General features: G+C 65.8%; 23 protein-coding genes. 10 read left to right on the forward strand and 13 right to left on the reverse strand.

Features of this window, described 5'->3' with window-relative positions:
• Positions 1-20: 20 nt before the first annotated feature.
• The 3 genes from ACL02S_RS20810 to ACL02S_RS20820 all read right to left on the reverse strand — a co-directional run bounded on the left by ACL02S_RS20810 (position 21) and on the right by ACL02S_RS20820 (position 4724).
• Positions 21-827 carry a helical backbone metal receptor gene (locus ACL02S_RS20810; protein ID WP_412804144.1) on the reverse strand — a complete coding sequence of 269 codons (807 nt, stop codon included), beginning with the start codon at positions 825-827 and terminating at the stop codon, positions 21-23.
• Positions 828-1101: 274 nt separating this feature from the next.
• The gene (locus tag ACL02S_RS20815) at positions 1102-1869 is read right to left on the reverse strand and encodes an SWIM zinc finger family protein (protein ID WP_412804145.1); all 768 of its coding nucleotides are present in this window, start codon (positions 1867-1869) and stop codon (positions 1102-1104) included.
• Complete coding sequence (locus ACL02S_RS20820) at positions 1866-4724, reverse strand: DEAD/DEAH box helicase (RefSeq protein ID WP_412804146.1); 2859 nt, start codon at positions 4722-4724, stop codon at positions 1866-1868. The genes ACL02S_RS20815 and ACL02S_RS20820 overlap by 4 nt, the downstream gene beginning before the upstream one ends.
• 158 nt (positions 4725-4882) lie before the next feature.
• On the opposite strand from ACL02S_RS20820, the gene ACL02S_RS20825 reads away from it, so the two are divergent.
• Positions 4883-5245 carry a hypothetical protein gene (locus tag ACL02S_RS20825; protein WP_412804147.1) on the forward strand — a complete coding sequence of 121 codons (363 nt, stop codon included), beginning with the start codon at positions 4883-4885 and terminating at the stop codon, positions 5243-5245.
• 24 nt (positions 5246-5269) lie between these two features.
• Here the strand turns inward: ACL02S_RS20825 and ACL02S_RS20830 are convergent, their stop codons facing one another.
• Entirely contained in the window at positions 5270-6088 is an 819-nt protein-coding gene (locus ACL02S_RS20830) for a sulfurtransferase (RefSeq protein WP_412804148.1), read from the reverse strand.
• Positions 6089-6336: 248 nt separating this feature from the next.
• Here ACL02S_RS20830 and ACL02S_RS20835 point away from each other — a divergent pair, with 248 nt between their 5' ends.
• Entirely contained in the window at positions 6337-7533 is a 1197-nt protein-coding gene (locus tag ACL02S_RS20835) for a benzoate/H(+) symporter BenE family transporter (protein ID WP_412804182.1), read from the forward strand.
• Here the strand turns inward: ACL02S_RS20835 and ACL02S_RS20840 are convergent.
• A complete protein-coding gene (locus tag ACL02S_RS20840) occupies positions 7479-8285 on the reverse strand; it encodes an SDR family oxidoreductase (RefSeq protein ID WP_412804149.1) in 807 nt (268 codons plus the stop codon). The two genes, ACL02S_RS20835 and ACL02S_RS20840, sit on opposite strands and share 55 nt — an antisense overlap.
• Before the next feature lie 154 nt (positions 8286-8439).
• On the opposite strand from ACL02S_RS20840, the gene ACL02S_RS20845 reads away from it, so the two are divergent.
• Positions 8440-8784, forward strand: a complete 345-nt coding sequence (locus tag ACL02S_RS20845) for a hypothetical protein (protein WP_412804150.1) — start codon at positions 8440-8442, stop codon at positions 8782-8784.
• Positions 8785-8812: 28 nt separating this feature from the next.
• Here ACL02S_RS20845 and ACL02S_RS20850 read toward each other — a convergent pair whose 3' ends face one another.
• Complete coding sequence (locus ACL02S_RS20850) at positions 8813-9298, reverse strand: Lrp/AsnC family transcriptional regulator (RefSeq protein ID WP_412804151.1); 486 nt, start codon at positions 9296-9298, stop codon at positions 8813-8815.
• Positions 9299-9461: 163 nt separating this feature from the next.
• Between ACL02S_RS20850 and pdhA the strand changes: the two genes are divergently transcribed.
• From pdhA to ACL02S_RS20865, 3 genes are read left to right on the forward strand one after another with little or no spacing between them, the layout of a single operon-like run.
• Positions 9462-10574, forward strand: a complete 1113-nt coding sequence (gene pdhA / locus ACL02S_RS20855; RefSeq protein ID WP_412804152.1) for a pyruvate dehydrogenase (acetyl-transferring) E1 component subunit alpha — start codon at positions 9462-9464, stop codon at positions 10572-10574.
• Positions 10571-11554 (forward strand): alpha-ketoacid dehydrogenase subunit beta, encoded by a 984-nt coding sequence (locus ACL02S_RS20860; protein WP_412804153.1) that lies wholly within the window; start codon positions 10571-10573, stop codon positions 11552-11554. The genes pdhA and ACL02S_RS20860 overlap by 4 nt, the downstream gene beginning before the upstream one ends.
• A gap of 31 nt (positions 11555-11585) precedes the next feature.
• Entirely contained in the window at positions 11586-12956 is a 1371-nt protein-coding gene (locus tag ACL02S_RS20865) for a dihydrolipoamide acetyltransferase family protein (protein WP_412804154.1), read from the forward strand.
• A gap of 151 nt (positions 12957-13107) precedes the next feature.
• On the opposite strand, the gene ACL02S_RS20870 is transcribed toward ACL02S_RS20865, so the two are convergent.
• Genes ACL02S_RS20870 through ACL02S_RS20880 form a run of 3 tightly spaced genes read right to left on the reverse strand, consistent with a single transcriptional unit; the run spans position 13108 to position 13873 of the window.
• Positions 13108-13500 (reverse strand): acyl-CoA thioesterase, encoded by a 393-nt coding sequence (locus ACL02S_RS20870; protein ID WP_412804183.1) that lies wholly within the window; start codon positions 13498-13500, stop codon positions 13108-13110.
• Between the two features lie 29 nt (positions 13501-13529).
• Positions 13530-13649: an AraC family transcriptional regulator gene (locus ACL02S_RS20875; RefSeq protein ID WP_412804155.1), complete on the reverse strand. Its 120-nt coding sequence runs from the start codon at positions 13647-13649 to the stop codon at positions 13530-13532.
• On the reverse strand, positions 13646-13873 hold the full coding sequence (locus tag ACL02S_RS20880; RefSeq protein WP_412804184.1) for a cupin domain-containing protein: 228 nt from the start codon (positions 13871-13873) through the stop codon (positions 13646-13648). The genes ACL02S_RS20875 and ACL02S_RS20880 overlap by 4 nt, the downstream gene beginning before the upstream one ends.
• A gap of 89 nt (positions 13874-13962) precedes the next feature.
• Between ACL02S_RS20880 and ACL02S_RS20885 the strand changes: the two genes are divergently transcribed.
• Complete coding sequence (locus ACL02S_RS20885) at positions 13963-14814, forward strand: NmrA family NAD(P)-binding protein (RefSeq protein WP_412804156.1); 852 nt, start codon at positions 13963-13965, stop codon at positions 14812-14814.
• Between the two features lie 71 nt (positions 14815-14885).
• On the opposite strand, the gene ACL02S_RS20890 is transcribed toward ACL02S_RS20885, so the two are convergent.
• From ACL02S_RS20890 to ACL02S_RS20900, 3 genes are read right to left on the reverse strand one after another with little or no spacing between them, the layout of a single operon-like run.
• On the reverse strand, positions 14886-16298 hold the full coding sequence (locus ACL02S_RS20890; RefSeq protein ID WP_412804185.1) for an NAD(P)(+) transhydrogenase (Re/Si-specific) subunit beta: 1413 nt from the start codon (positions 16296-16298) through the stop codon (positions 14886-14888).
• A 17-nt stretch (positions 16299-16315) separates the two neighbouring features.
• On the reverse strand, positions 16316-16654 hold the full coding sequence (locus ACL02S_RS20895) for an NAD(P) transhydrogenase subunit alpha part 2 (protein ID WP_412804157.1): 339 nt from the start codon (positions 16652-16654) through the stop codon (positions 16316-16318).
• Positions 16654-17772, reverse strand: a complete 1119-nt coding sequence (locus tag ACL02S_RS20900) for a Re/Si-specific NAD(P)(+) transhydrogenase subunit alpha (protein WP_412804158.1) — start codon at positions 17770-17772, stop codon at positions 16654-16656. The genes ACL02S_RS20895 and ACL02S_RS20900 overlap by 1 nt, the downstream gene beginning before the upstream one ends.
• 559 nt (positions 17773-18331) lie before the next feature.
• On the opposite strand from ACL02S_RS20900, the gene ACL02S_RS20905 reads away from it, so the two are divergent.
• Genes ACL02S_RS20905 through ACL02S_RS20915 form a run of 3 tightly spaced genes read left to right on the forward strand, consistent with a single transcriptional unit; the run spans position 18332 to position 20289 of the window.
• Entirely contained in the window at positions 18332-18793 is a 462-nt protein-coding gene (locus tag ACL02S_RS20905; protein WP_412804159.1) for an HIT family protein, read from the forward strand.
• The gene (locus ACL02S_RS20910; protein ID WP_412804160.1) at positions 18790-19626 is read left to right on the forward strand and encodes a maleylpyruvate isomerase family mycothiol-dependent enzyme; all 837 of its coding nucleotides are present in this window, start codon (positions 18790-18792) and stop codon (positions 19624-19626) included. Before ACL02S_RS20905 ends, ACL02S_RS20910 begins: the two co-directional genes overlap by 4 nt.
• A 9-nt stretch (positions 19627-19635) precedes the next feature.
• Positions 19636-20289 carry a Type 1 glutamine amidotransferase-like domain-containing protein gene (locus tag ACL02S_RS20915; RefSeq protein ID WP_412804161.1) on the forward strand — a complete coding sequence of 218 codons (654 nt, stop codon included), beginning with the start codon at positions 19636-19638 and terminating at the stop codon, positions 20287-20289.
• Positions 20290-20354: 65 nt separating this feature from the next.
• Here ACL02S_RS20915 and ACL02S_RS20920 read toward each other — a convergent pair whose 3' ends face one another.
• Positions 20355-20675, reverse strand: coding sequence for a hypothetical protein (locus ACL02S_RS20920; RefSeq protein WP_412804162.1), 321 nt, complete (start codon positions 20673-20675; stop codon positions 20355-20357).
• Positions 20676-20805 lie beyond the last annotated feature (130 nt).

Raw genomic sequence — 20805 nt, forward strand, 5'->3', positions numbered from 1 at the left:
CCGCACCGCATCGGGTTCGGCTACCCGCGCGGCGGGTGCGCAGGTCGCGCAGCAGCCAGTTGCGCGGCGAGTACCTCGCGCGCGGTCGCCAGGGACGGCCCATACCAGGTGAGAGCGCGCCCCTCCACCAAAGCGACCGGAATATCCGGAAAAGCCTCCGGCCCGTCGGATGCGGTGAAGGGGTACGGCTCGTCGGGAAGTACCGCTACGTCGATGCCCACGGTCAGCTCGGCCTCGGTGAGGCGCGGGTAGCGGTCCGGACGGTCGGCGTGCACCAACCGCAGGCCGAGGCGGCGGGCGAGATCGCCGGTGAAGGTATCGCGCCCGACCACCATCCACGGGCGCCGCCAGATCGGGATGACGGCAGCCGAGCGCGGCGTCGGCGCCTTCGGTTCCCACGCGGATTCGGCTTGGCGCAGCCAGGACGGAAGCTCGACCCCGAGTACCCGCGTACAGATCCTGGTGAGCGAGGCCATCGCCTCGTCGACTGTTTCCACCTTGGTGACCCAGACCGGGATTCCCGCGGCGCGCAGCCGTTCGACATCGATCCGGCGGTTCTCCTCCTTATTGCACAGCACCACATCGGGAGCCAGTTCGATAATGCGCCGCACATCCGGATTCTTGGTGCCCCGAACCCGTTCCACCGCCAGCCCGGCGGGATGCGTACACCATCGCGTCGCGGCGACGAGAACGTCCGGACAGGTGAGCGCCACCGCCTCGGTCAAGGATGGAACCAGCGACACCACCCGGCGCGGTGGCGCGCGCACATCAACGGGGACGTCGAGATCATCGCGAGGCAATACCGCCGATAGGCTCTTCCCGGCCACGACTGCCAGCCTATCGCGAAGCATTCGTGCTGTTCGGTACCGTTTCAGTGCGAAAAATGATGAGGTGCCGGTATCCGTTGGGCGGGTGCCGAGTTCGGCACAAGGGCAGTACCCGGGCACCGTTGCGGCAGTTCCGGGCCGCCCCGAACGACCGGAGAATAGAAAACGGTACCCGGTGTCGGGAAGTCTCCGGTCGCTTCGCCGTACTGGACGCGCCCTGCCCCTGACGTCCGGTGCGGCCGACAGCCCCGATACTGGGTGCCAACCACGCTGTTCAGCCGGTGCACACGTGGTACAGCGCGGTGAGTTCGCGCAGACCCGCGGCGGCGGTCGGCTCATCGGCCGCGGTCATCCGCAATGCCTTACGTAACAGCGTGGAATCCAAATCCTTTATCGCCGGACGGTATTCGACGCTCGGCAACGCGGGCAACACGAGGTTGTCACCATACGGGTCGGTGGTGACCACCGGCCGCGCCTCCCGTTCGATACCGCTGATCAGGGTGTCCAGGTCGAGGCCGCGCAGGGTGAGCAACTCCTGCGGGTTTTCGTCGAGCCGTTCGGCCAGCAAGTAACACACCGCGGCCACGTGTTTACACAGCAGGCTCGGATCGGGGCAGGTGCAGCTGAAATCCAGATCCGCCGCGGTGGCGGGCAACAGCAACGGCCCTAGTTCGGACGGCAACGCGCCAGAGGCGATCTCGGCGAGCATGCCCGGCGCCGACCGGATGGTCTCCAGGAGTACCCCCACCTCGTCCGCGCGTAGTACCCGCACCAGGAATACCGCGGTGAACGGGCTCGGTTGGCTGCCTTGCACTTCGGCGGTCACGGCACCCGATTCGATCCGATAGTTCACCACCTGCCCCGACCTGGCGTAGTTGCGCCCACGGGTCAGGCGCCCCGGCTCCGCCCTCCGTTCCACCGATTCCACCAGCGCCCGGCCCCACCAGCTACGCCCGAACGCACCGCGGCGGCTGCGTGCCTCGGCCCCGCCGCGCACCGGGAGCTTCTTACCGTATTCGGCGTAGTCGAAGAAGGGACTCATGCGCCGACCGCCCCGGCGCCGAGCGCGAACAGGTCACGCAGTTGTTCGGTACTGAGCTCGGTGATCCAGTTCTCCCCCGCCCCGACCACCAGATCAGCCAGCATGCGCTTGCCCGTGATCATCTCGTCGATTCGCTCCTCCACGGTATCCACACACACCAGTTTGCGTACCTGGACATCGCGGCGCTGCCCGATCCGGAAAGCGCGGTCGGTGGCCTGGTTCTCCACTGCGGGATTCCACCAACGGTCCAGGTGGATGACATGATTGGCGGCGGTGAGATTGAGCCCGGTACCACCGGCCTTGAGCGATAACAGCATCAGCGGCGGTCCGTCCTGCGCTTGGAACGCGCTGACCATATCGTCGCGCTTACGCTTGGGTACACCACCGTGCAGGAAGGGAACTCGCACGCCGAATCGCTCGGCCAGATAGGGCGCTATCAGTTCACCGAACGCCCGGAACTGGGTGAACAACAAGGCTTTCTCCCCCTCGGCGAACACCGCGTCCAGCACATCCTCGACCAGGGCCAGTTTGCCGGAGCGGTGCGCTCCGCGCCGCAGGATGCCCGATCCGTCGCCGAGGAAATGCGCCGGATGGTTGCACACCTGTTTGAGCCGGGTGAGCGCGCCGAGGACCGCGCCCTTACGAGCCATACCCTCGGCATCCCGGATGGTGACGAGCATATCGTCGAGGACAGCCTGATAGAGCGCGGCTTGTTCGACGGTGAGGTTGGCCCGCGCGGTCATCTCCAGTTTCTCCGGCAGATCGCTGATCACCGCGGGGTCGGTCTTCACCCTGCGCAATACGAACGGCTGGGTGAGCCAGCGCAAACGGCTGATCGCGTTCTGGTCGTGCTCGCGTTCGATGGGCACCGCGAAGCGGGCACGGAACGACTGCGGGCTGCCGAGCAGCTTCGGCACCGCGAAATCCAGCAGCGCGCGCAGCTCTTCCAACCGGTTCTCCACCGGAGTCCCGGTGAGCGCCAGCCGATGTCGCGCGGGCACCGCACGCGCCGCCTTTGCTTGTTCGGTTCCCGCGTTCTTGATGTGCTGCGCCTCATCCAGGACGATGCGGTCCCAGTGTTGCCTGCCGAGCTGCTCGACATCGCGAGCGAGCAGCGCGTACGTGGTGATCACCAGATCGGCCGTCGCGACCGCCGCGTCGAGTTCGTGGTCGGCCCGCCTGCCCGCGCCATGGTGTACCCACACCCTGAGGTCGGGTGCGAACCGGGCCGCCTCCCGCTGCCAGTTGCCGACCACCGACATCGGGCACACCAGCAGCGTCGGTCCCGGCGGCGTGGCCACCTCGGACGCGGCGGCCGGAGCAGGCGAGGACAGCGCTGTCTCGCGCTCGTGCACCAGCAGGGCGAGCACCTGCACGGTCTTGCCCAATCCCATGTCATCGGCCAGGATTGCCCCGCAATCCAGCCTGCTCATGGTGGCCAGCCAGGCCAGACCGCGTTCCTGATAGGGGCGCAGCTCGGCTTTCAACCCGATCGGACGCGCCACCGGTTCCGGTTCCCTTGTGCGGTCGAGCAGGTCCGCGGCCCAGCCCGAAGCGGTCACCTCCACGATCGGCACCCGCGGCACCCTGGCGCCCGCGATATCGCCGAGTAGATCGGCGAAGGTCACCTGGCGCTCGTCGGTATGCGCGGCGATATAGCGGGCCGCGTCGGCGAGCGCCTTGTGGTCGGCCCGCATCCAATGGCCGCGCAGCTGGACCAGATCGGACTTACCGCGCACGAGCCGCTCCATCTCGGCCTCGGTCAACACGATGTCACCGAGTGCGAGCTCCCAGCGGTAGGAGACCAGGTCATTCATCCCCACGACGCTTTCCCCGGCAGGCACCCCGCTCACCACCCGCAACCGCATACTCGGTTCGGTGACGCGCCACGCCCGGGGCAGCAGCAACCGGACCCCCGCCGCGCGCAAGGCGTGCGCGCCGTGTTCGACGAGATCGATCACCACCTCGGTCGGCAGGAGCAGATCCATGCTGCGCGGATCGGTCGGCACCTCCCGCAACCGCGGATAGGCCCGCTGCGCCGCGCCGAGTTTGTCCACGGCGATCCGGACCCGAGCCGGATCGCCGTGCAGCGGCACCGGGATGGGCACCGCATCGGCCGTGTCCAGACACACCTGCAGCCGCCACAGTGTCATCGGTTCGGGCGCGGCATCGAGTTCGCCCTCCGGTTCCAGCAGGCGCAGCAGCAGATCCGGCTCGTCCCCGGTGTGGGAGGCGCGCCAGCGCTCGAGCACCTCGGCCACCTGATAGCTGCCTTCGTCCAGCGGAGTATCCCCGAGCAGCGCGGTAAGCAGCGGATGAGCCGAATCACCCGGACCGAACAGCGCCCGTGCGATCGGATCGGTGAGCTCGGTGACCATATCGTCGAGCAGCATGGCCGGGCGCCCGGCCACCAGGACGGCCTGCGGCATCACCGTGGCCAGTTCGGCCAGCCACGCGCGTTGCCGTTCGCCGCCGACCAACCGCCAACGTACCCACCACTGGCCATCCGCCCTGCGCAGCTCCGGAACGACTCGGCCGGCCCGCACCCACCGTTCGATACCGCGCGCGATATGAGCGAGAAAGCGCAGATCCCCGGACACCGCCTCGGTAGGTAACCGGCCGAGCAGGACTTCGGCGGCCGCGGCGGGAACAAGCGCGTGTGCGCGGACCCGTTCGGTCCTGACACCATCGGGCCCAGCGACCAGAACCTCGGCTCGATGCCGGAACTTCGCGGTCCGCAATACGCTGCCCACCGGATCGGGCAGCACAAGGTCCGGTTCCTCGGATCGCCCCCTGAGCAGCGCGTCCTGCCAGAGCAGCAAGCCGGACCCCGGCGACCACAGACCGTGCAGCATCAGCCCATCCAATCAAGCGGCACCGACGCCACCGCGGCGCGGGCCTCCTGGATTTCTGCACAATCCCGGAACATACTGGAATAACCGCTGGTCATCGCGAAAGAACCGTAGTCAGGTGTCAACCGCAGTTAGGTGTCAAGGGAAGCCGAGGAAGCAGCATGACGATCCTGCTCCAGGTACTCGAGCAGAGCTTTACGCCGACGACCCCATGGGAACGGCGCAGATTCACCTTCGTACATGCCGACAAGATCGTCGGGATGCGGCTCGACGGACAGGGCGGTGTATGGCTCGACCTCTCCCGGCCAGGCGAATCCCAGCGTCTGGCCCGGACCACCGAACCCGATGAAGCGATCACGTTCCTGCTCACCGTGTTCGCGAAGATCGCCGAATGCGAAGAGCACGGCGGCTCGTGGCTGGTCGGGCATGACGGAACACATACCGATTCGATCGCGGCCACCCGATTCCCACCGAGGACGAGCGAAGTCACCGACGACGATCTGCTGGCTCGCGCCTGGTTATAAGCGCTGAGTGGCCGATCTGCCCGCTCAGTCGCCGATCGCCACCGGTCGTTTCGGGTCATGCGCCCACTGCGACCACGAACCGGGATACAGCGACGCCGCGACGCCTACCACGGCCAGCGCCGCGATCTGATGCGCCGCCGTTACCCCGGACCCGCAGTACACCGCGACCGGCCCCGAGCCGAATCCGGCGAATCGCTCGCGCAACTCGGCCACGGCACGGAACCTGCCTGCGGCGTCGAGATTCTCGGTGGTCGGGGCGCTGAGCGCGCCGGGAATATGACCCGCTCTCGGATCGATCGGCTCCACCTCACCGCGGTACCGCTCGTCCGCGCGCGCGTCGAGCAACACGCCCTCCCATCGGGCTGCCGCGTCCGCGTCGATCACCGGTAGCTGCCCGGAGCTCATCTCGACATCGCCCGGTTCCGGATCTGCTTCGGCTCCGGTCGCGATCGGTCCGCCCGCCTCGATCCAGGCGGGCAGCCCGCCGTCGAGGATGCGCACGTCGGCAATACCCGCCCAGCGCAGCAGCCACCAGGCGCGTGCGGCGGCCAGCCCCCCGGTGGCGTCGTAGACGACGACAGGGTCACCATTGCACAGACCCCAACTCCGCGCGCACTTCTCCAGTTGCGCGGGGTCGGGCAGCGGATGCCTGCCCCGCGCGGCGGAGGGCGGTGCGGCCAGTTCGGTTTCCAGGTCCACGAATATCGCCCCGGGGATGTGGCCGTCGAGATAGTGCTGCGGCCCATCAGGATCGCCTAGCGCCCAACGAATATCCAAGAGGCGAAGGCACTTGTCCGCCAAAACTTCCCGAAGCCCCTCCGGTGAGATCAGTACCGTGCTCAACACAGCTCCTCGTCCCGAATCGCATCCTCGCGCACCGACTTCCCCACCCTACGCATCGACATGCCCTGATGTCGCCTACTCCGAACCAGGGCGTGTGGCATGCCGACCTACCCCTACCGACCAGGCCAGTTTCCCGGTACTGGCCGGTGACATGGCGTGCCCGCCGGGGCAATATCCAGCCGGTGTCCAACGTTTCCACGGCCCCGGCCGCCGCACTACCCGAATCAGTGCCGAACAGAGCCCGGCTCATGCCGCTCGGCGCGGGCGTTATCACCGCACTGGTGGGTTTCACCAGTTCGTTCGCCGTGGTACTGAGCGGACTCACCGCGGTAGGGGCGAATAGCGCGCAGGCGGCCTCAGGGCTGCTCGCCCTGTGCTGCGCGCAGGCAATCGGCATGATGCTGCTGAGCTACCGGTATCGGATGCCGATCACCTTGGCCTGGTCAACGCCCGGCGCGGCGCTGTTGGCGAGTACCGCTGCCGTTGCGGGCGGCTGGCCCGCCGCGATCGGCGCGTTCACGGTGACCGGGGTGCTGATCGTGCTCACCGGGCTGTGGCAGCGGCTCGGCGCGCTGGTTGCCGCGATCCCGACGGAGATAGCGCAGGCCATGCTGGCCGGTGTGCTGCTGCCACTGTGCCTGGCACCGGTCCTCGCGGTGCGGACAAGTCCGGCCACAGTGCTTCCGGTCCTCCTCGTCTGGCTGGTGCTACAACGATATGCCCAACGCTGGGCCGTGCTCGCGGCGTTTGTCACCGCCGCGGTCTGCGCGGTGATCGATATCGTGGTGCACCATAAACACCTGGATATCGCCGCGATGGTTCCTTCACTGGAATTGACCATGCCGCAGTGGAGCTGGCAAGCGCTGATCGGCATCGCGATCCCGCTGTATATCGTCACCATGGCGGCACAGAACATTCCCGGTGTAACGGTGCTGGCATCCTTCGGCTACCAGGTGCCGTGGCGCGCGGCGATGACCGTCACCGGTCTCGGCACCGTCCTCGGGGCCCCGGCAGGCGGTCACGCGATCAACCTCGCCGCTATCAGCGCCGCGCTCTCGGCGGCGCCAACCGCGCATCCGGACCCGAGGCGGCGCTGGGTCGCCGCGTTCACCACAGGCGCGACCTATCTGCTGCTCACCATCGGCTCCGCCGCACTGGTCACGCTGATCGTCATCGCTCCGGCCGGGACACTGGAGACCGTCGCCGGTCTGGCGCTGTTGGCGACGCTCGCCGCGGCACTCAGCGCGGCTCTGCGCGCCGAGCACCGTGAAGCGGGCATCGTCACCTTTGTGGTCGCGGCTTCCGGTATCAGCTTCGCCGGTATCGGCGCCGCTTTCTGGGCATTGCTGGCCGGGCTCGCTGTCCGCGCCGTGCTCCGCGCACCGGCAGGCTATCCACGCAAGGTGGCCTGGAAGCGGCGCATACCGTCGATCCAGCGGTCGTAGTCGGAGCCCTTATAGCGGTACATCTTCAACACCTCGGGGTGCGGCAGGATCAAGAAGTGCTCCTCGGCTACCCCGGCGAGCACGATATCGGCGGTCTCTTCCGGAGACAGCACCGTACCCGCACTGGTGACGGCCCGCATCGCCAACTCGGCCGCGGCAGTGTGCTCCGCGGGATCGCCGCCGCCGCGCAGCAGCGGCGTCTCCACCCCCATAGGGCATACACAGCTCACCCTGACCCCGCGATCGCCGTAGGTGACCGAGAGCCATTCGGCGAACCCGACGGCGGCATGCTTGGACACCGCATAGGGCGCTGATCCGAGTTGGGTGAGCAGACCCGCCGCCGACGCCGTGCTGATGAAGTAGCCGCTGCCGCGTTCCAGCCAGCCCGGCACCAGTAGCCGCGCGGCCCGCACATGCGCCATGACGTTGACTTCCAGCGCGGCCGCCCACTGCTGATCGGTACTGTCCAGATCCCCGCCCCCGCCGATACCCGCGTTCGCGAAGTACAGGTCCACCGGCCCGAACTCGGCTTCCGCACGTTCGATGAGCGTGCGGATCACCGTTTCCTCCGCTACATCCCCACCGACCGCGAGCGCGGCGGAACCGAGCGACTCCGCCGTCTTTGCCGCACTCTCGCCGTCCAGATCGGCGAGTACCACCTTGGCGCCCGCGGCGACGAGCCGGTCCGCCAATGCCGCCCCGATGCCGGAGCCCGCTCCGGTGACGATCGCAACTTTGCCCGAAATCTCCATTTCCGCACCCTAGCGGGAGACCGTTCAGGAAACATGTAAAAGCGTGTCCCGCGACTTGCTGGTCAGCACCCGGCCGGGCTACCCCGTTCACTCCGGTAGTCTCCGTAGTAGTCTTGCCGTGTGGCGATCATATGGTATTGGGAGGCGACCAGCAATGACTGACCAGTTCGATGCCATGACACCCGACGAGGTGGCCGCGATGGTCGACCGCCTCGAATTCACCGGCGAACCGGTAACCGAAAAGGATCTAGGGATCACAGTCGGCCCCGACGCCGAACCCGTGTTCGTTCCCCGGTCCATCAAAATGCCCTACGACCTCGACCGAGCGTGCAAGGCGCGGGCGGCGGCACTAGGGGTGTCGCAATCGGCCTACATCCGCTCACTGATCGAAAACGATATCGCCACCGCCGGAACCGGAGCCCCGAGGCCGGCGTGGGTGCGTGAACTCCTCGCCGTGATCGCTCACCACGAGAGCGACGAGCACCGCGAGGCACCCTGAACCGATCCGGCATCTGGGGCGCCCAGCCTCAATTCGCCAAGCGCTCCAGCAGCGGCGCGGTGCGCGGACCGACCAGCTCCCGCATCACCAGCGCCATATTGGTTCGCTCCACACCGGGAATCTTGAGGATCTGTCCGGCGATCCGGTACAGATCGTCGGCATCCCGCGCGACCACCCGCACGGTGAGATCGGTGAGTCCGGTCATACCGCACACCTCGGTCACCTCTGGCACCTCGGCGAGTTCGTCCACCACCGAATCCAACCGGTGCTGGTCGACGACAACCGCGACGAAGGCCGCGAGCGGATAGCCGAGCGCTCGCGGTTCGACCCGGCGTTCGAAACTGCTGAGCACGCCGCTTGCTTCCCAGCGAGACAAACGCGCCTGCACTGTATTGCGGGATAAGCCGAGCCTGGTCGCCAGCTCGACACCCGTCGCCCTCGGGTTGGCGACCAGTTCCAGCAGCAACCTGGCATCGGTGGTATCCAGACGCATACCGACAGTTTCCCCGGTCATCGCACTTCTCTGATCACAGAACGCAGCTCGACATCATTTCTCGGGCCGAAATTGAGCATTCTGCCCATTGTTCTCTCAACCACTTGCGCAGTTCGCATTCTAGTGGATGCTGTGAGGTAAGACACAATTTGTTGTGGAGCGGCAGGCGAGGAGGCGAGCGCCCATGCCAGGCAAATCCACGTATCCCGTGCAGTTGGTGCAGCCGGACGGTCACCGCGTCCTCGATCCGGAACATGCCGCGCTGGTCGCCGATATCGGGCCCGAGCAGCTACGCGGGCTGTACGAAGATATGGTCATCGCCCGCCGGATCGATACCGAGGCCACCGCACTGCAACGGCAAGGCGAACTCGGCCTGTGGGCGCCGCTACTCGGGCAGGAAGCGGCCCAGGTCGGTTCGGCACACGCGCTGCATCCCGATGACTACGTGTTCAGCGACTATCGCGAAACCGCCGTGGCGTATTGCCGCGGTGTGCCGCCCGCAGATCTCACCCGGCTGTGGCGTGGCGCCGCCCACTACTGCTGGGATCCGCACCCGGTGCGCATGACCAACCCGAATATCGTCGTCGGCTCCCAAGGGCTGCACGCGACCGGCTATGCCTTCGCCGCACATCTGGACGGCGCCGATATCGCCACCATCGTCTATTTCGGTGATGGCGCGAGCAGTCAGGGCGATATCGCCGAGGCACTGGGATTCGCCGCGAGCTGGAGCGCGCCCGTGGTGTTCTTCTGCCAGAACAACCATTGGGCGATCAGCGAACCGGTACGGGTGCAGAGCGCGACCCCGATCGCGCACCGCGCCTACGGATACGGCATGCCAGGCACTCAGGTCGATGGCAACGACGTGCTCGCTGTGCTCGCCGTAACCAGGCAGGCAGTAGCCAGAGCCAGGTCCGGCGGCGGCCCGTCGTTCATCGAAGCGCTCACCTACCGGATGGGCCCGCACACCACGGCGGACGATCCAACCCGCTACCGCTCGGCCGCCGAACTGGAGCAGTGGGCGCGGCGCGATCCGATCGACCGGATACGCCTGCTGCTGGAGCGCGAGGGCCAGTGGGACGAGGAGTTCGCGCAGCGCGTCGCGGCGCATTCCGACGAGGTAGCCCTGATGGTGCGCACCGCGACCATCGAAATGCCCGATCCGACGCCGATGGAGCTGTTCGATCACGTCTACACCACGCCGCATCCGCTGATCACCACACAGCGGAAGGCATACGCGGAATACCTGGCAGGCGATCCCGGCTGGTCCTCCGCGCGATCGAAAGGAGCCCCCGGATGACAACCACCTTCGCCGCCGCACTCAACGCGGGCTTGCGCCGGGCGCTGGAAGACGACCCGAAGGTCGTGCTGATGGGTGAGGATATCGGCCGCCTCGGCGGAGTGTTCCGGGTGACCGATACGCTGCAGAAAGACTTCGGCGAGCATCGCGTCATCGATACACCGCTGGCCGAATCCGGCATTATCGGCACGGCTTTCGGTATGGCGCTGCGTGGCTATCGGCCGGTGTGTGAGATCCAGTTCGACGGCTTCGTCTATCCCGCGTTCGATCAGATCGTCTCACAGGTGGCCAAGATCAATTACCGGACGCGGGGAAAGGTCAACGCTCCCCTCACCATTCGCATCCCATTCGGTGGCGGCATCGGTTCGGTGGAGCATCATTCCGAATCTCCCGAAGTGTATTTCGCGCATACCGCGGGGCTGCGCGTTGTGGCACCGAGCAACCCCGCCGACGCGTATTCGATGATCCGGCAGGCGATCGCGCTGAACGACCCGGTGATCTTTTTCGAACCCAAGCGCAGATACTGGGACAAAACCGAGGTCGATTTCGCCGCGCTCGACCGGGACGGCGGGCTGCCACTGCATCGCGCCAGAGTGTGCCGCCCTGGTTCAGACGCGACTGTCGTCGCCTATGGCGGCACCGTGGCGACCGCATTGTCGGCCGCGGCTATCGCGACGGAGGAGGGCCATGCGCTCGAAGTGATCGACCTGCGCAGCCTCTCGCCGATCGACTTCGACACCATCGCGGAATCGGTCACCAAGACCGGGCGGCTGATCATCACGCATGAGGCGCCGGTATTCGCCGGGCTCGGCGCCGAGATCGCCGCGCGAATCACCGAACGCTGCTTCTACTATCTGGAGACTCCGGTCCTGCGCGTCGGCGGATTCGATATCCCCTACCCCCCGGCTAAGCTCGAAAAGCACCATCTGCCCGACCCCGACCGCATTCTCGACGCGGTCGACCGCTGCCTCGCTGCCTGAATCAGCGGCCGCCGTAGTGAGAGGTGCCCACGTGCCAGACCCCGCCAACCAAGATCTTCCTGACTCCGTGCTGGAGTTCCGGCTTCCCGATCTCGGGGAAGGTCTGACCGACGCCGAACTGGTGTCCTGGGCGGTCGAGGTCGGCGATACGGTGGAACTGAACCAGACCATCGCGGAGGTGGAGACGGCCAAGGCGGTCGTCTCCCTGCCATCGCCGTTCGCGGGCCGGATCACCGAATTGCTGGCCGAGCCCGGCGATACCGTCGCGGTCGGCGCACCGCTGATTCGCATCGAGCAGCAACGGAAAACCGGACCGGATGACACCGTGCGGGATACAGGCCGCACCTCGGTGCTGGTTGGTTACGGCCCCGATCACGAAGGGGTATCCCGACGAAGGGCCACCCCGGCCGAACCACCGCCGGACGTTTCGCGGTCCATCGGCACGGTGGACAACACCACTACCGAGCCGCGGCCCGCTACCCCGGAGCCCACGGAACGGGTGGCGGCGACCCCGGCCGCGCGCAAACTGGCCCGCGAACTCGGTATCGATCTGTGGTTCATCGCCGGATCCGGGCCTGGTGGCGCGGTCACCGCCGACGATGTGCGCGACGCGGTACCCGTCTCATCGCCGCGCCAGGCGGAGCGGGCCGCGACAGCACCGGCTCCCACCGACCCGGTCGGCGGGATCACCGGTCCGACCGCACGCGAAGTCCGCACTCCGATCAGTGGCATCCGCAAACGCACCGCGACGGCGATGCTCACCAGCGCCCGCACTATCCCACAGGCCAGCGCTTTCGTCACAGTGGACTGCACCGTCTCGATGGAACTGCTCGACCATCTGCGCGGCACCGCATCCTGCGCTGAGCTGCCCCTGACCCCACTGGTGTTGGTGGCGAAGGCGGCGTTGGCCGCGCTCACCGATTTCCCAGGGATCAACGCCGTCTGGGACGAAGCCGGCCAGGAGATCGTCACCAAGCACTCTGTGAATCTCGGCATCGCGGTGGCCACCGACCGTGGCCTACTTGTACCGAACGTCAAAGAGGCGCAGACCGCGAGCCTTCGTGAGCTCGCCCGCGAGATCGACTGGCTGGCCGATACCGCCCGCGCGGGCAAGGCCACCCCCGCCGATCTCCGCGGCGGCACATTCACCATCACCAATATCGGGGTATTCGGTGTGGATGCCGGGGTACCGCTGGTCAATCCGGGTGAGGCGGCGATCCTGTGTCTCGGTGCGATCCGCAAGCGGCCGTGGGTGTTCCGGGACGAGCTCGCGGTCCGCTGGGTAACCACGCTCGGTATCAGCTTCGACCACCGGATCATCGACGGTGAACTGGCCTCCCGCTTCCTCGCCTGCGTCGCGGCACTGCTAGAGGATCCCCTCACCTTGCTCACCAGGCTGTGATGCCACTGCCGCGACCGTATCGGCTCCACCTGGAATCACACCGTCCCCGCAACCGCGGCTGATGGCACACCGCCGATCAGCGGACCGGGTACGGACTACTCGAATAACGGTTCTACTACAGAAAAGAACTCCGCTGAGCCGTCCATGGATATCAGTCGGTAACAAGCGCCTCTGCGGCGGTGCGGATCACGCTCGGGATCTCGACCGGTTTACGAGACTCGGCGTCCACGTAGACATGTACGAAGGTGCCGGTCGCGACCATTTCCAGCGCATCGTCGTCCACCCGGAAGATGGCCATATCGTAGGTGATGCTGGAACGGCCGAGCCGCGCTACGCTCAGGCCGACCTGCAACTGGTCCGGGAAGCTGATCGAATCGAGATACTGGCATGCGGTCTGCGCGACCACGCCGAGCGCGGGCAACGTGCGAATATCGATACCGGTGGCATCCATCAACCACGCGTTGACCGCGGTGTCGAAGTACGAGTAGTACATCACGTTGTTCACATGCCCGTAGTGGTCGTTATCGGCCCACCGGGTCGGCATCGGCCAGAGCACCGGATACTGCTGCTGTGTCACCCGGCCGACGATAGCTCAGTCGCGGATACGCCTTGCCGGTGGTCGCGTGGGGAGATACCGAAGTGGCGTTTGAACGCGGTACTCAGCGCGAAGGCGCTGCCGTAGCCGACCTTCATGGATCGGGTCCGTGGAAGATCGCGACGTCACCGGCCGCCAGTTGCCGTGGCACACCTGCGCTGTCGGTGATCCAGGCACCGCCGCGGATCAGCGACAGCACGGTCGGCGCGGCTTCGTCCTGAATACGCAACGACCACGGTGGATTCAATAATGAACACATCAGGAACGCGCCACGGGCACGCGGACCGTCGAGTGCATCCGCACCTGAAAAGTAGACAATCAGGCATGATCGTGAATAGCCCGACTACATTCCGCCTCGCCGAGGCCGAATAGCTGGACAACCGATACACCTGGGCAAATAGAGTGGACCTCATGCCGAACACTGCCACTGATCAGCATCGTGTTCTCGTTGCGGGCGGCACCGGCAAGACCGGCAGCCGTATTGTGGCCCGGCTACGGGCAGGCGGGTACCCGGTCCGAGTCGGCTCCCGTACCACCGATATCCCATTCGACTGGGCCGATCCAAGCACCTGGACCGAGGCCATGGCCGGTGTGCGCGTCGCCTATCTCGCATTCCAACCAGATCTCGCGATCGCGGGAGCCGCCGAAGCGATCCGCGCGTTCGCTGCTGCCGCCGGGCACGCGGGTGTACGTAAGCTGGTGCTGCTGTCCAATCGCGGCAGTGCGGAGACCGTGCAGTGCGAGCAGATGGTACGGGAATCCGGCTTGGACTGGACCATCCTCCGCGGCAGTTTTTTCGCACAGAACTTCAGCGAAGGCTCACTCACCGAGCAGATCCTGGCCGGAACGGTCGCGCTGCCGGTCAACGATGTGCCGGAACCGTTCGTCGACGTCGATGACATCGCCGACGTCGCCGTCGCCGCGCTCACAACGGATGAGCACAACAGCGAGATCTACGAGCTGACCGGCCCACACGCGATGACTTTCACCGAAGCGGTCGCGCAGATCGCCACCGCCACCGGGAGACCGATCGCTTTCGTGCCGATCTCCCGTGCGGATTTCGCCGCCGGGCTGACCGCGCATGGCGTACCCGCCGATATGGTGAACGTGCTGGATCATGTGTTCAGCACTCTGCTCGACGGTCGCAATGCCGAGCCGATGGACGGGGTACGCCGCGCGCTGGGCAGAGAACCGAAGAGTTTCACCGACTATGTCACAAGGACAGCGGCCGCCGGAGTCTGGAACACCTCAACGCAATTATGACGATGCCGCTCCACCGATAACTCGATGGAGCGGCATCGCTGTGCGAAACGCTGAGATCCGAAACTGCTGGTCTACAACACCTTCAGTTCCTCGGTAACCGCCCCGACGGATTTCTTCGCATCGCCGAACAGCATGGCGGTGTGATCGGCGTAGAACAGCGGATTGTCGATACCGGCGAAACCGGAGTTCATCGAACGCTTGAGCACGATGACGCTCCTGGCCTGGTCGACGTTGAGCACCGGCATACCGTAGATCGGGCTGGAGGCGTCTTCCCTGGCCGCCGGATTGGTGACGTCATTGGCGCCGATCACCAAGGCGACATCGGTACGGCCGAACTCACCGTTGATCTCGTCCATTTCCTTGAGCGCGTCATAGGACACTTCGGCCTCGGCGAGCAGCACGTTCATATGGCCGGGCATACGGCCCGCGACCGGGTGGATGGCGTACTTGACCTCCACCCCCTTGGCCTCCAGCAATGCCGCCATCTCCTTGACCGCGTGCTGCGCCTGCGCGACGGCCATACCGTAGCCGGGGACGATGATGACCTGATTGGCATACGCCATCTGGATCGCGGCGTCCGCGGCCGAGGTGGCCTTGGCCTGCTTCTGCTCCCCGTCCCCGCCGCCGACGGCCGCACCGCCGCCACCGAATCCGCCCGCGACGATGGCCGGGATGGACCGGTTCATCGCCTTGGCCATCAAATTGGTCAGGATGCTGCCGGACGCGCCGACGATCATGCCCGCGACGATCATCGCGGTGTTGTTCAGCGCCAGACCGGCGGCCGCGGCCGATAAACCGGTCAGGGCGTTGAGCAGCGAGATGACCACGGGCATATCCGCGCCGCCGATCGGCAGCACCACCATGAGTCCGAGCACACCGGCCAGTACCAGTACCGCGATCATCCACAGCTGCGATACCCCGTCACCCGTGGCACCGATGCCGATCACCACCGCGGCGGCGATCGCGCCGAGCAGCAACAACAGATTCAGCGGCTGCTGCAGTTTGCCGACCCCGATCGGACGCCCTGGCAGGATCTCCTGCAATTTGCCGAACGCGATCAGCGAACCCCAGAACGACACCGAGCCGATGATCGCCGCGAACAGCGAACCGATCACGATATGTACGGTCGGTTCCTCTTCGAGGTGTGAGAAGCCCTCGGAATTGATGAACTCCGACCATGCGATCAGGGCGACCGTGCCACCGCCGACACCGTTGAACGCGGCCACCAGCTGCGGCATCGCGGTCATCTTGGTGTAGCGGGCTGGCGGCACGCCGAGGACCACACCGACCACGAGACCGGCGATGATCAGAATCCAGTTGCTGGTGTGCCGGATCGAGATCAGTGTCGCCACCACCGCGATCGCCATACCCACCGCGGCGATCTGGTTACCGCGCACCGCGCTCTTCGGGCCGGTCAAACCCATCAGCCCGTAGATGAACATCGAGAACGCCACGATGTAGAGGCCGTTGACCAGGTAGGTCACATTATCGAAGGTATGCATCAGATATCGGCCTTCTCGGCGGTCGTGCCGCTGTCCTTCTTACCGGTGTCTTTTTTGGCCTTGAACATGCCGAGCATGCGGTCGGTGACCACGAAGCCACCGATGACGTTCAGAGTTCCGAAGACCACCGCGACGAACAGAATCACCTGGGTCAGGATCGAGGGATCCTGCTTATTGCCGAGGGTGACCAGCGCACCGAGCACCACGATGCCGTGAATGGCATTGGTGCCCGACATCAGCGGGGTGTGCAAGGTGTTGGGCACCTTGGAGATCACGGCGAAACCGACGAACCCGGACAACACCAGGATCGCGATATTCGCCAGCAGTTCGGTGTACATCAGTCCTCCACCTCACGCGTGACGCAGGAATCCGCCAGCACCTGATCGCTGAAGTCCGGTGCGAGCTTGCCCTCGACCAGCATCAACTCCAGCAGTGCCGCAATGTTCTTCGAGTACAGCTCGCTGGCGTGTTCGGGCATGGTCGCAGGCAGGTTCAGCGGCGAGGCGATGGTCACCTCGTGTTCGACCACGGTCTCGCCCGGCTCGGTCAGTTCGCAGTTGCCGCCGGTCTCCCCGGCCAGATCCACGATCACACTGCCAGGCTTCATGCCCTCCACCGCCGCGGCGGTCACCAAACGCGGCGCGGGACGGCCTGGCACCAGCGCGGTGGTGATCACCACGTCGAAGCCCTTGATCGCCTCTTCCAGCGCTTGCTGCTGCGCGGCTTTCTCCTCTTCGGTCAGCTCCCGCGCATAGCCGCCCTCACCGGCGGCGGCGATCCCGAGATCCAGCCACTGCGCGCCGACCGAGCGCACCTGATCGGCCACTTCGGGCCGTACGTCATAACCGGTGGTCCGGCCACCGAGACGCTTGGCCGTGGCCAAGGCCTGCAGACCGGCGACGCCGACCCCGAGCACCAGCACCGTCGCGGGCTTCACCGTGCCCGCCGCGGTGGTCAGCATCGGGAAGAACCGGGTCGATTCCGATGCCGCCAACAGCACCGCCTTATAGCCGGCCACATTCGCCTGCGAGGACAACGCGTCCATCGCCTGCGCGCGCGAGATCCGCGGAATCGCTTCCACCGCGAAGGCCCGTACCCCCGCGGCTCGCAACGCATCGATCTGATTGTCCGCGTCGCGCGGCGCCAGGAACCCGATCAGGGTCTGTCCCGCTGATAATTTCCGCACTTCGTCGGTATTGGGCGGGGCCACTTTGACGACCACATCGGCCGACCAGGGATCGCCGATCGAGGCGCCCGCTTCGGTATAGGCGCGGTCCGGAATCAGCGCGCCCTGGCCGGCACCGGGCTCGACGACGATCTCGACGCCCTGCCCGAGCAGACTCGTAATGACCTTCGGCACCAATGCGACACGTCGTTCGCCCGCGTTGGACTCGCGAACGACCCCGACACGCGCGCCACGTAGCGACGAATCGCCAACGCTCTGCGTTGTCTCCACTTGTCAGACTTCCTTTTCGTGCTGAGCTTCAGGCAATAGGTAGACGACAGGACGTTATTACTGTCGGGTAAGTTACTCGAATCCTCGCAACTGTACCCGGCACGCGGTGAGCAGAGCCGAGACGCCCGTCACACATGCTGAGTGGATCGTACCGATACACCCGATTTCCGGGTCTACATAAAGCGGTCGACAGCCACCGAGCTTCGACTCATGTACTCAGTTCTCGATACGCAGTTGGCCGCACTCACTACATCCGTCCACGGCACGCTCACCTGCCAGATTACAAAATTCCTGGTAGTCACGCCCAGCAGAGGAAAGCGCGGCCCACCTGTGTTCGGAGCACACCGCGCTAGCCCCGATCGCGCCCGGTTTCGCGGCCCCACCGCAAGCAGATCGTCACCTCGGACAACAGGAATGAGCACGTACCGAGAAACCCATCGCTCATCCCACGGCCCTGGCGGTGACCACAAGCCCGGCGTGTCGCCGAGTGATGACGCAATCGGGCTCGATCCACGCCGAGGGCTGTTCCACTCGGCTCTTACGCCGTATGGTCCAGCATGTGAACGACTGCGTCTTCTGCCGCATCGCGGCAGGCGAAGCCCCAGCGACAAAGGTGTATGAGGACGACACCCTCTGCGCGTTTCTCGACATCCGGCCGATCACCCGCGGCCACACACTGGTAATACCCAAACAGCACGCCGCGGAGCTGGAGGACCTCGACGCCGAGCTCGGCGCGCGGATCTTCCGCACCGGACATCGGCTCGCACTGGCTATCCGGCGCAGCAGCCTTGCCACGGACGGGGCCAACCTGGTGCTCAACGATGGCACGGCCGCCTTCCAAACCGTCCCGCATGTGCATCTACATGTCGTCCCCCGCAAGCATGGCGATATCCTGCGGTTCGCCAAGGGTTTTCTGCTGCGGCGCTCGCATGACCCAGTCGGCACAGCCGCCGCTATAAGAGCCGGTATGGCGGCATTGGACAACGAGGGCGAAGACCCGGAAGAGAGAGTCGACCGATGACCGAGACAATGGACCGGACCGCGCAGATCAGCCTGCTGTCGGAGCAGTGGGACAGGATCGAAGCCCTGGTCTCCACCCTGGACGAAGCACACTGGCGCACCCCGTCACCGCTGCCGGGCTGGACTGTGTTCGATATCGTCGCGCACATCATCGGCACCGAATCCTGGCTGCTCGGCGATCGCCCGCCCGCACACGACCCGACCAAGGTCAAGACCGACGTACGCACCCTCCCTCATGTGCGCAACGAGACCGCGGTACTCAACGAGATCTGGGTGGACCGGCTGCGTCCCCTGCCCGGCGCCCGGCTGCTCGAGCTCTACCGCGAGGTCATCGACCGCAGGCTCACCGTGCTCAGGGCGATGAGCGACGCCGAATGGGAGAAGGAAACCAACTCGCCGGTCGGACAGGTGAGCTATGGCAGGTTCATGCGAGTGCGGTTGTTCGACTGCTGGATACACGAACTCGATATCGCCGACGCACTCGGTACCCGAGTCGCGGAGGGTGGGCAGTGCGGGGAGCTGGCCTTCGCCGAATTCGCAGGCAATATCCCGCGCACAGTGGTCAAGAAGGGCGGGGCGCCGGACGGATCGCGAATCACCTTCGTACTGAGCGGGCCGCTGGCCAGGACCCTGCACATCCAGGTAACGGGCCGGGCGAGCTACGTCGACGCGTTCGACGAGCCTGCCACGGTCGAAATCAGCATGGACAGCGGACTTTTCGTAAGACTCGGCGGCGGAAGGACCACCGCCGAGAAGCACCTCGACGAGATCACCATCACCGGCGATACCGAACTCGGACAGCAGGTGGTTCGCCACCTGACCTTCACGCTCTGAGACAAGCCGATGCGACTGTTTCTGTCCAGCTACCGTTTCGGAGCGCACTACGACCGGCTGCTCGCCCTGGCGGGCCCGCCAGGGCCCGTCGCGATGATCGGAAATGCTTGTGACGCATGGCCTGAAGCGCGGGTGGCGGCAGCCACCAGCGATATGGTTCTGTTACGCGATCTCGGGTACGTCCCGACAGAACTCGACCTGCGCGAGTTCGTCGGACGTACCGCGGAATTGGCTCGCAGGCTGGCCGATTTCCCGCTGGTGTGGGTGCGCGGCGGGAACACTTTCGTACTGCGTGCCCAGTTCGCCCGTAGCGGAGCGGATCGGGTGCTCACCCAACTGCTCGCCGACAACGCACTGGTCTACGCGGGGTACAGCGCGGGCGCGTGTGTGCTCACCCCGGATCTGCACGGCATCGAGTCCGTCGATGATCCGGCCGAAGTAGCTCCGGTCTGCGGCATCGAACCGCAATGGGATGGACTGGGTTTGGTCGATCGCGCCATTGTGCCGCATATCGATTCCACGATCGATCCGGACGGTGGCTGCGATCGGCTCGCCGCCCGCTACCGGGCCGAGGGCATCGCGCACTGGGCGCTCACCGACGACGACGCCATCGTCGTCGACGGAGCACGGACCGAGGAACTGTGCACTCGGGCAACGCCATGAATGCCTCATCCGCCGCGCCCGAGTGCGCGGCGGATGAGCAGGTGTACCCGGACCGGTGGGTCCGCTCAGCCGATATGCGCCTGAGCAGACCCGCCCACAGCGCGATCCAGATCCGACCATGCCGCAAGACACCGCCGCCGGGTGACATCATCAGCCGTGGCCAGCAGTGCTTCCAATAGATCAAGTGGATCGCGGCGCCAGCTGTCGGCCAGCTCGGCGAGTATCTCCTTACCGAAGAGGCCGGAACGATCCAGCGCGGTCAGCCATTCACTGTGTTCACCCGCGTGCATCCGGCGCAACATATCGGGGTCGATGCCACCGTCGACGAATTCACCGGAGAATATCTCGGCGACCAATTCCCGGCGACCGTATTGTCCACCCTGCATCTGTTCCATCCCTTCGAGTGATATGCGTGGTACCCGCAACACGGAGCAAACCGCATGACTGGCGACGCCGAATGGGATGGCGCCGGGCTAACTCGATACCCCTTACGGTCAAACCCCTCTCCGGCATTGT

Source organism: Nocardia spongicola (genome assembly GCF_047200775.1).
Taxonomy (GTDB): Bacteria; Actinomycetota; Actinomycetes; order Mycobacteriales; family Mycobacteriaceae; genus Nocardia.

What these genes read in the sequence shown, in the direction of transcription:
- ACL02S_RS20825 (WP_412804147.1), top strand. Translation starts at nt 4,883, where the DNA reads ATGACGATCCTGCTCCAGGTACTCGAGCAGAGCTTTACGCCGACGACC.
- ACL02S_RS20895 (WP_412804157.1), bottom strand. Translation starts at nt 16,654, where the DNA reads ATGTACACCGAACTGCTGGCGAATATCGCGATCCTGGTGTTGTCCGGG.
- ACL02S_RS20820 (WP_412804146.1), bottom strand. Translation starts at nt 4,724, where the DNA reads ATGCTGCACGGTCTGTGGTCGCCGGGGTCCGGCTTGCTGCTCTGGCAG.
- ACL02S_RS20845 (WP_412804150.1), top strand. Translation starts at nt 8,440, where the DNA reads ATGACTGACCAGTTCGATGCCATGACACCCGACGAGGTGGCCGCGATG.
- pdhA (WP_412804152.1), top strand. Translation starts at nt 9,462, where the DNA reads ATGCCAGGCAAATCCACGTATCCCGTGCAGTTGGTGCAGCCGGACGGT.
- ACL02S_RS20860 (WP_412804153.1), top strand. Translation starts at nt 10,571, where the DNA reads ATGACAACCACCTTCGCCGCCGCACTCAACGCGGGCTTGCGCCGGGCG.
- ACL02S_RS20920 (WP_412804162.1), bottom strand. Translation starts at nt 20,675, where the DNA reads ATGCAGGGTGGACAATACGGTCGCCGGGAATTGGTCGCCGAGATATTC.
- ACL02S_RS20910 (WP_412804160.1), top strand. Translation starts at nt 18,790, where the DNA reads ATGACCGAGACAATGGACCGGACCGCGCAGATCAGCCTGCTGTCGGAG.
- ACL02S_RS20840 (WP_412804149.1), bottom strand. Translation starts at nt 8,285, where the DNA reads ATGGAGATTTCGGGCAAAGTTGCGATCGTCACCGGAGCGGGCTCCGGC.
- ACL02S_RS20875 (WP_412804155.1), bottom strand. Translation starts at nt 13,649, where the DNA reads ATGAAGGTCGGCTACGGCAGCGCCTTCGCGCTGAGTACCGCGTTCAAA.
- ACL02S_RS20870 (WP_412804183.1), bottom strand. Translation starts at nt 13,500, where the DNA reads ATGCCGACCCGGTGGGCCGATAACGACCACTACGGGCATGTGAACAAC.
- ACL02S_RS20815 (WP_412804145.1), bottom strand. Translation starts at nt 1,869, where the DNA reads ATGAGTCCCTTCTTCGACTACGCCGAATACGGTAAGAAGCTCCCGGTG.
- ACL02S_RS20885 (WP_412804156.1), top strand. Translation starts at nt 13,963, where the DNA reads ATGCCGAACACTGCCACTGATCAGCATCGTGTTCTCGTTGCGGGCGGC.
- ACL02S_RS20915 (WP_412804161.1), top strand. Translation starts at nt 19,636, where the DNA reads ATGCGACTGTTTCTGTCCAGCTACCGTTTCGGAGCGCACTACGACCGG.
- ACL02S_RS20850 (WP_412804151.1), bottom strand. Translation starts at nt 9,298, where the DNA reads ATGACCGGGGAAACTGTCGGTATGCGTCTGGATACCACCGATGCCAGG.
- ACL02S_RS20835 (WP_412804182.1), top strand. Translation starts at nt 6,337, where the DNA reads ATGCCGCTCGGCGCGGGCGTTATCACCGCACTGGTGGGTTTCACCAGT.